The 7,268-nt window shown below is 49.6% G+C and carries 12 protein-coding genes; 4 read left to right on the plus strand and 8 right to left on the minus strand.

Features of this window, described 5'->3' with window-relative positions; all coding sequences use genetic code 11:
• Positions 1-5: 5 nt before the first annotated feature.
• Entirely contained in the window at positions 6-239 is a 234-nt protein-coding gene (gene rpsU / locus CWO84_RS18805; RefSeq protein WP_020483611.1) for a 30S ribosomal protein S21, read from the minus strand.
• A gap of 104 nt (positions 240-343) precedes the next feature.
• On the opposite strand from rpsU, the gene tsaD reads away from it, so the two are divergent.
• Positions 344-1,354, plus strand: a complete 1,011-nt coding sequence (tsaD, locus tag CWO84_RS18810; protein ID WP_033157691.1) for a tRNA (adenosine(37)-N6)-threonylcarbamoyltransferase complex transferase subunit TsaD — start codon at positions 344-346, stop codon at positions 1,352-1,354.
• On the opposite strand, the gene plsY is transcribed toward tsaD, so the two are convergent.
• Positions 1,355-1,927 (minus strand): glycerol-3-phosphate 1-O-acyltransferase PlsY, encoded by a 573-nt coding sequence (gene plsY, locus CWO84_RS18815; protein WP_101054500.1) that lies wholly within the window; start codon positions 1,925-1,927, stop codon positions 1,355-1,357.
• Between the two features lie 89 nt (positions 1,928-2,016).
• Between plsY and folB the strand changes: the two genes are divergently transcribed.
• Both folB and folK read left to right on the plus strand, forming a co-directional pair.
• Entirely contained in the window at positions 2,017-2,370 is a 354-nt protein-coding gene (gene folB, locus CWO84_RS18820; RefSeq protein ID WP_033157689.1) for a dihydroneopterin aldolase, read from the plus strand.
• Between the two features lie 2 nt (positions 2,371-2,372).
• Complete coding sequence (gene folK, locus CWO84_RS18825) at positions 2,373-2,855, plus strand: 2-amino-4-hydroxy-6-hydroxymethyldihydropteridine diphosphokinase (RefSeq protein ID WP_101054502.1); 483 nt, start codon at positions 2,373-2,375, stop codon at positions 2,853-2,855.
• Positions 2,856-2,868: 13 nt separating this feature from the next.
• On the opposite strand, the gene CWO84_RS18830 is transcribed toward folK, so the two are convergent.
• Positions 2,869-3,600 carry a pteridine reductase gene (locus tag CWO84_RS18830; protein ID WP_101054504.1) on the minus strand — a complete coding sequence of 244 codons (732 nt, stop codon included), beginning with the start codon at positions 3,598-3,600 and terminating at the stop codon, positions 2,869-2,871.
• Entirely contained in the window at positions 3,601-3,888 is a 288-nt protein-coding gene (locus tag CWO84_RS18835) for a hypothetical protein (protein ID WP_101054544.1), read from the minus strand. It lies immediately after the preceding gene.
• 175 nt (positions 3,889-4,063) lie between these two features.
• On the opposite strand from CWO84_RS18835, the gene CWO84_RS18840 reads away from it, so the two are divergent.
• Positions 4,064-4,477 (plus strand): hypothetical protein, encoded by a 414-nt coding sequence (locus CWO84_RS18840; RefSeq protein ID WP_101054507.1) that lies wholly within the window; start codon positions 4,064-4,066, stop codon positions 4,475-4,477.
• Between the two features lie 38 nt (positions 4,478-4,515).
• Here the strand turns inward: CWO84_RS18840 and CWO84_RS18845 are convergent, their stop codons facing one another.
• The 4 genes from CWO84_RS18845 to CWO84_RS18860 all read right to left on the minus strand — a co-directional run.
• Positions 4,516-4,869 (minus strand): DUF2782 domain-containing protein, encoded by a 354-nt coding sequence (locus CWO84_RS18845; protein WP_033157684.1) that lies wholly within the window; start codon positions 4,867-4,869, stop codon positions 4,516-4,518.
• Positions 4,870-5,031: 162 nt separating this feature from the next.
• Positions 5,032-6,429, minus strand: coding sequence for a hypothetical protein (locus CWO84_RS18850; RefSeq protein ID WP_101054511.1), 1,398 nt, complete (start codon positions 6,427-6,429; stop codon positions 5,032-5,034).
• 79 nt (positions 6,430-6,508) lie between these two features.
• Positions 6,509-6,793, minus strand: coding sequence for a hypothetical protein (locus CWO84_RS18855; protein WP_101054514.1), 285 nt, complete (start codon positions 6,791-6,793; stop codon positions 6,509-6,511).
• Between the two features lie 77 nt (positions 6,794-6,870).
• Positions 6,871-7,268: transketolase C-terminal domain-containing protein (locus tag CWO84_RS18860; RefSeq protein WP_276308165.1), on the minus strand; the 398-nt coding region annotated here is incomplete at its 5' end.

Consider the following 7,268-nt stretch of genomic DNA (forward strand, 5'->3'; position numbering starts at 1 on the left):
CTGCCTTAAATTTGTGGACGACCGCGACGCAGATTTTTCAGCGCATACCGTTCACGAGCCAGCTTTTTCAAATGACGCTTAACTGCCGCAGCACCTTTGCGTTTACGCTCGGTGGTTGGCTTCTCATAAAACTCGCGGCGGCGTACTTCAGCCAATACACCGGCTTTTTCGCACGCACGTTTGAAGCGACGAATCGCGATGTCAAAATGTTCGTTCTCTTTAACTTTAACTGATGGCATTATCAATAATCCGATTTATGTTAGTATCTTTTGACGCTATCGGCGATAGCAAGCCCGCCGAAAACGGCCGATTATACTCATAAAATTCTTTAATTCAAAAACTAATGTATGTTTTAGGCATAGAAAGCTCTTGCGACGAAACGGCTGTCGCCGTCTACCAGTCCAATAAGGGCTTAATTGCGCACACCTTATACAGCCAAATTGCCACGCACGCCGAGTATGGCGGCGTCGTTCCTGAACTAGCCTCAAGAGACCATATTCGCAAACTGGTTCCGCTAATCAAAGCGCTATTGAAAGAAGCCGAATTAACAGCCAATGACATTGAAGGCATTGCTTATACAGCAGGCCCCGGCTTGATGGGATCGTTGCTAGTCGGAGCCGCCACTGCTCAAAGTCTGGCTTGGACTTGGCAAATACCGGCTATTGCCGTGCACCACATGGAAGGACATTTATTGGCGCCGATGCTGGAGGATAATCCGCCCGCCTACCCTTTCGTCGCATTACTCATTTCAGGCGGCCATACCCTGCTTATTGAAGTCCGCGCGATTGGCGAATACCGCTTACTCGGAGAATCGCTGGACGATGCCGCGGGCGAAGCGTTCGACAAAACCGCAAAGCTATTAGGCCTGGACTATCCCGGCGGCCCGAAATTGGCTGAGTTAGCGCGCAATGGTCAAAATCGCTTCAAATTCCCCAGACCGATGACCGACAGACCAGGATTGGAATTTAGCTTTAGCGGCCTGAAAACCTTCACAATGAACGCATTGCACGCCACCGAGCAAACCGAGCAGGACAAAGCCGATATCGCTTTCGCATTTCAACAGGCCGTCGCGGAAACATTAAGCATCAAATGCAAACGGGCGTTACAACAGACGCAGTTGAAAACATTAATCGTAGCCGGTGGCGTGAGCGCCAACCACGAAATTCGGAGACAATTACAACAGATGGCCGCCAAAGAAGGGGCCGAAATACGCTTTCCTCGCCCGGAATTTTGCACTGACAACGGCGCGATGATTGCCTATGCAGGATGTCAGCGCTTAATGGCGGGGCAAACCCAAAACCTGGAAATTTTCGCCCGTCCGCGCTGGCCGATGGAGCAGCTAATCAGCCTTTGATCAAGACTCTTGCCCAGCCAATAAGCGCTGAATATTGCTTTTATGCCGCCACAGCAAAATCAGAGAAATAACGGTAAAGGTAATAATCAATTTGACATCGCCAACAATCAGCCAAACATAAAGGGGCGTTAATGTTGCAGCTACCAAAGCAGCTAACGACGAAATTCTGCCCATTTTGTAAACGACAAACCAAGTGGCAGCCACCACCAATCCCAATAGCCAAGCAACACCGAGCGTTACGCCCAGCGATGTTGCCACACCTTTGCCACCTTTAAATTCAAAAAAAATCGGATAAAGGTGCCCCAAAAAAGCGGCAAACACGACCATGGAAAGAACCATACTATCGACCGCCAACGCCTTCGCCAACAACACCGGTAATAGCCCTTTCAAAGCGTCACCGAGCAAAGTAATCGCCGCAGCCTTTTTACCGCCGATACGCATAACATTGGTTGCCCCCGGATTACCGGAACCGTTTTCCCGAGGATCCGCCAAGCCCATCATCTTACAGACGATAATCGCACTAGACACCGAGCCAGTTAAGTAAGCCAAAGGCACCAACAACCAATCCATCATTTAATCAACCTCTCGTCAATACTTGTACAGCGGCGCTATTTACTCGATACTGCCGCCTCTTCAAGAAATATAATAACCGGAAAGCAACGATGGACATCATCTTTTTAGGCGGGCTTGAAATCGATACTGTGATAGGTATTTACGAATGGGAAAGGAAGATTAAACAAAAAATCATCCTGGACATTGAAATGGGCTTTGACATCCAAAAAGCCGCCGCCAGCGACGATATTGCCCACACACTGGACTATAAAGCCGTTTCGGATCGCGTTGTCAGCTTTGTCGAGCACAGCGAATTTTATTTAGTGGAAAAGCTGATAGAAGAAATTGCCGGCATTTTACGCAGCGAATTTGCGATTCCCTGGGTAAAAATCACCCTAAACAAGAAAGGCGCGATTAGCCGCGCTCGCGACGTCGGCATCATCATCGAACGCGGCGAAAGATAGTCATGCCTACCGGATATATCAGCATCGGCAGCAATATAGATAAGGAAATTCACATTCCAGCCAGCCTGCTCACGCTACGCGAATTGTTCGGGGAGCTGACCATTTCCAGTATCTTCGAAAGCGAGCCGGTAGGCTTTGTCGGCGACAGCTTTCATAACCTCGTCGTGCAATTCGAATCGGCATTATCCGCGAAAGAAGTCGCCAAATTGCTGAAGCAAATCGAACTGGACCACGGCCGTAGCAGGGAAAGTCAAAAATTCTCGGCCCGAACTCTGGATTTGGACTTGATTTTATACGGCGACCAAATCATCAGTGACGGCAGACTGCAAATTCCGCGCGATGAAATAGAACATTATGCCTTCGTACTGGAGCCTTTAGCGGAAATTGCGCCAAACGCCACTCACCCGATAAGCAAGCGTTGTTACAAAGACCTGTGGCACGATTTCGACAAACGCGATTTACGCCAAACCAAACTTGAGAAATAACGCTCTGTAAACTTCAGCGAAACAGTGTCCGTCCACCATCTACCGTCAGTACTTGGCCGGTAATATAATCGGCGCTGCCAACCAAAAACCTTACTGCTTTGGCAATATCGTCTGCTTCGCCGCGACGCTGCAAGGCCACTTTTTTTAAGATTTCCACCCGCTCCGCTTCATCTACATCTTTCTCCGGCCATAAAATAGCGCCCGGAGCCACCGCGTTAACGCGGACTTCCGGCGCCATTTCCCTGGCCAATATCCGCGTCATCGCCACCAAGCCGGCCTTAGCCATGCTGTAAACCGGAAAGCCCGGCAAACCTGTCTCGGCGTGAATATCGGCGATATTCACTACACAGCCGTTTTTAACTTTTAGTGACGACCACAACGCTTGTGTCAAAAAAAACGGCGCTTTCAGATTACTAGCCATGACCAAATCCCAGTCCTGTTCCGTGACTTGCCCAAGCGGCACGGATTGAAACAACGACGCGTTATTCACCAAAACATCGACACCATCCCACTGAGCTACTGCATTTTCGGCCAACTTCTGGATGCTGCTAAACACCGATAAATCGCCGCTTAATACCCGTGCCGATTCGGCTCGCACGGCATTCAACTCGGCAGCTAAACGTAAAGCGTCTGCATCGGAGCGGTTGTAATGCAAAATCACATTACAACCCTCACCATGCAGTAAGCGGGCACACGCCGCACCAATGCGTCTTGCCGCACCGGTTATCAGCACATTTTTGGGCATTTATTGCCCAGCGGCCGGCAAACTGGCGATCAATTTTTTTCTAATCAGATAGCAAGCTGCCAATGCGACGAATACGGGTAATTGGGTAAGCAAAAACTCAGTCACCGAATGCTGGGTTACCATACCCGCCAAAGGCACCACGATCAGCATTTTAGATAACCACCAAGTCAGCCAATACCCTATCAGACCGATCACAGACCAATTAATTAACGGGCCGCCATGATTTTTCGCCGCCATATAAAACCAAACCAAGGTCAAAATACCGCATAACTTAGCCAGAAATAACATCTTCTCCCCCATTTTATTGTTGTTAATATGCAAACCAAACCGTAACGCAATGTAAACCAATCCCGGCAGAAAGATCAAATCAATACCGTCAGACCCTTTATAGCTTGTGCTTCAAACTTGCAGGCTTAAAACATATAATCGCCACCATTCGAAAACAAGAACATGAGGAACACCCATGCACGCACGTCTTTTTGCCATCGCATTGCTGACTATCGGTTTCGGCAATTCTGCTTGGTCGCAATCCACACCCAGCCATGGCGGTCACGGCGGAACCAGCGGCGGCGCAGAGGGCAGCGGCTGCATCAACGCTAAAATTAGCCGCTACACGCCGGAACATTTAGCCACAGTCAAACCGGGTTCGGAGTTTTCGTTTGCGGTTTCCGGCAGCAATGGGCCGGGCCACATTCATGTCAGCATTAAACAGCAACCTGTCGCGGTTCAAATTGAAGACAAGGACACGTTCTATTTGGTGAAAGGTAAACTGCCTGACGACCTTAAAAACACGGTCGTCAGAATCTCGGTGAAAGCCAAAGCAAAAGTCAGTAAATGCGATGCCGACGGCGGCTGGCTGCTAAAAATTGCCGAGTAATCTTAGGGCGTCATATTGGGAGGATACATTCAATAAGCTCAATTGAAATCCCACTCGAACAACGTCCACTTGTTGATATTGGTGTTTTCGTCCAAATCATTTTTTTTTACATCCATCTGCTCGTCGCCGTTGGTATCCAGCATGTAGTAAGCAGGGCCAACCTGGGGCTGAATTTTCACCATGTATAGTTTGCCGTTGCGGCGAAACTCCTGGATAGTGTCTTTGCCTTTACGAATAATGGTAATGTCGGGCTCCATCTCTTCCCCTGACTGCACCGGAGCCGGTAAATCAGGCGGTTCCGGAACTGGCGCCAATTCGTTGGCATCAGGGCCTGCGGCAAAAGCAACGATCGGCAAAAACAGCATCAAGCTAAAACCCAATAAACGAGACATCAAGATCCCTGCAAAAAATTTGAATGTGGGTAGTCATGATAATACAGATTCGGTAAAGCCGTATAAATCCATGGTTTGCCGGCTCCCATCGACACACTAAAACCAGCAGGCATAAAAAAACCGGCACTTCCAAAAGGAAGTGCCGGCTTCTTCAGGCAGGCACTAAGCCTGTTTACGTAAGTATTTCTCTACCCCAGTAGTTCTAGCGACGACCTCATCCTTGGACTGCAAGGCTTGCTTTGCCATGTAACGCGCCACACCCGACACGCCAGGAGCATCCTTTGCTAATGCATCTTGTTTAGACATGTATCTGGCTACACCAGTGAGTTCTTTCGAATCTTTATCCAACAACTCATGTTTAGTGACATACCGGCTAACCGAACTCAATTCAGCAACCGGTTTTTGCGCCAATATTTGCTTGGCTAAATACTTGCTGACACCAGTAGGCGGCGGCAGTTGTCTGGTCAATATTGCTTGCTTGGCAAGGTAACGGGCAACCCCGGTTAAAGGCTCTGCCTGGCTTTGCAATTGCAACTGTTTCGCCAAATATTTGGCAACACCGGTTGGCTTTGGCGCTTGCTGGGCAGACGCAGCCTGCCTAGCAAGATAACGCTCTACAGCGGAACCCTCAAATGCCAATTCCTCGGCCAATTCTTGCTGAGCATTTTGTTCTTGATTCAACTGAGCCTCCGCTTTTTCCTGTTGCGCTAGCGCTTCCGCTGCAACATATCGGGCAATCAAAGCCGCAGCAGCCGCTTTTCTATCCGCCGCCGCCTGCTCCGCCAAAAATTTAGCAACGCCGGTCAAAGGTGCCTGCTCTTTCAATAAGCGCTCCTGTTGAGCGACATACTTAGCCACACCGGTTACTAGTGGCGCATCTTTCGCCAACAAAGCTTGCTTGGTGACGTATTTGCTCACACCAGTTGCGATTGGCGCGTCTTTTGCCAAGACATCTTGTTTCAACACATACTTGGCAACGCCGGTAACCGATGGCGTCGAACCGCTCTGCATATTTTGCCGAATGACGTATTTAGCAACATTGGTCACCGCATGGTCTTCGCGATCATTTTTGGTAATGTATTTAGAAACCCCAGTCACCGGCGCTTCTTTAGACAAAATCGACTGCTTGATCAGGTATTTGGCAACTCGAGTAACCGGATTTTCCGCTTGTTGCGTCAGATATTTATCGACACCCGTCGCAACCGGCACGCTTTCGGTCACCTCTTCAACAAGCTCTTCTACTACTTCGGCAACTTCTTCAATTTCTTCTTCTACTGTTTCCTCGACAACCGGATCCACGACAGCCGCCTCTTCGACGGCTTGCCGGGCTTTTTCCAATTGCGCTTGCAAGGCTAGATATTTCGCCACCCCGGTCAACGGCTGACCGTTTTCGTCGAGCTCCGGCTTTGGCGGCTCAAGTTTTTGCAGATAACGGGCTACACCGGTCAATTGCGCGTCTTCGCTGTCGACACGAGAATAAGCTTCCGACCGACTATCACTACTGCTCGAATTGTCGAACAAAAAGCCGAATAAGCTATTCATCAAACTGTTTGTTGCCATTTGAGAATACTCCTGAATGTAATAATTGTTATGTGTCTAGACGACGAGTTCATCAAATTCACGGTATAGCCTAAAAATACTAGGAACCCGCCGCGCTGAATAATACTTTAGGCTGAAAACTGGCTGCCGGGTACTTGGCATCAACTTCTGAGGTCGGCTCCTGCTTTGCTTCGGCGCAAGGCGCACTAGCATTACTGGTAGCGGCGACCGGAGAACTGGCCTTGGCTACCTCCGCAATAGCAGGATCTCTGTAGAGAACCTTAGGTTGAAAATCCGCGGCAGGATATTCCTGGGCACTGACAGCAGCCGATGCAGCAAACAGCAAGCCCGTTAAAAACTTCTTAATCAATTGCGTGTTTATCATGATTCCACCTTACTCTATTGATTAAAGACGGGCCTGCCGGCAAACTCGTCACCGACAGGCCTTTCACTTAGCGCCTATTAAAGCACAGCTTCCACATTAGCGACGACATTGTCCACGGTAAAGCCGAACTCTTTGAAGAGCTGACCTGCCGGGGCCGATTCGCCGAAACGGTCCAATCCTACGACTCTACCCGCGCTGCCGGCGTATTTCCACCAGCCGTCGGTTACTCCCGCTTCTACTACCACGCGCTGGGTCACGCTTGGCGGCAATACGCTGTCTTTGTAAGCTTGATCTTGCGCTTCGAAGACGTTGGTAGACGGTAGTGACACCACGCGGATTTTTTTGCCTTTCGCGCTCAATGCGTCAGCGGCTTTCAACGCCAATTCCACTTCGGAACCGGTGGCAATGATGATCGCGTCCGGCGCGCCGTCGCTGTCTTTCAGGATGTAGCCCCCTTTGCTGATCGCGTCAATTT

The sequence above is a fragment of the Methylomonas sp. Kb3 genome, assembly GCF_002834115.1.
In the GTDB taxonomy this organism is placed as follows: domain Bacteria; phylum Pseudomonadota; class Gammaproteobacteria; order Methylococcales; family Methylomonadaceae; genus Methylomonas; species Methylomonas defluvii.

Excerpts from the sequence above, each read along its gene's own strand:
- rpsU (WP_020483611.1), bottom strand. The coding sequence starts at position 239 with ATGCCATCAGTTAAAGTTAAAGAGAACGAACATTTTGACATCGCGATT.
- tsaD (WP_033157691.1), top strand. The coding sequence starts at position 344 with ATGTATGTTTTAGGCATAGAAAGCTCTTGCGACGAAACGGCTGTCGCC.
- plsY (WP_101054500.1), bottom strand. The coding sequence starts at position 1,927 with ATGATGGATTGGTTGTTGGTGCCTTTGGCTTACTTAACTGGCTCGGTG.
- folB (WP_033157689.1), top strand. The coding sequence starts at position 2,017 with ATGGACATCATCTTTTTAGGCGGGCTTGAAATCGATACTGTGATAGGT.
- folK (WP_101054502.1), top strand. The coding sequence starts at position 2,373 with ATGCCTACCGGATATATCAGCATCGGCAGCAATATAGATAAGGAAATT.
- CWO84_RS18830 (WP_101054504.1), bottom strand. The coding sequence starts at position 3,600 with ATGCCCAAAAATGTGCTGATAACCGGTGCGGCAAGACGCATTGGTGCG.
- CWO84_RS18835 (WP_101054544.1), bottom strand. The coding sequence starts at position 3,888 with ATGTTATTTCTGGCTAAGTTATGCGGTATTTTGACCTTGGTTTGGTTT.
- CWO84_RS18840 (WP_101054507.1), top strand. The coding sequence starts at position 4,064 with ATGCACGCACGTCTTTTTGCCATCGCATTGCTGACTATCGGTTTCGGC.
- CWO84_RS18845 (WP_033157684.1), bottom strand. The coding sequence starts at position 4,869 with ATGTCTCGTTTATTGGGTTTTAGCTTGATGCTGTTTTTGCCGATCGTT.
- CWO84_RS18850 (WP_101054511.1), bottom strand. The coding sequence starts at position 6,429 with ATGGCAACAAACAGTTTGATGAATAGCTTATTCGGCTTTTTGTTCGAC.
- CWO84_RS18855 (WP_101054514.1), bottom strand. The coding sequence starts at position 6,793 with ATGATAAACACGCAATTGATTAAGAAGTTTTTAACGGGCTTGCTGTTT.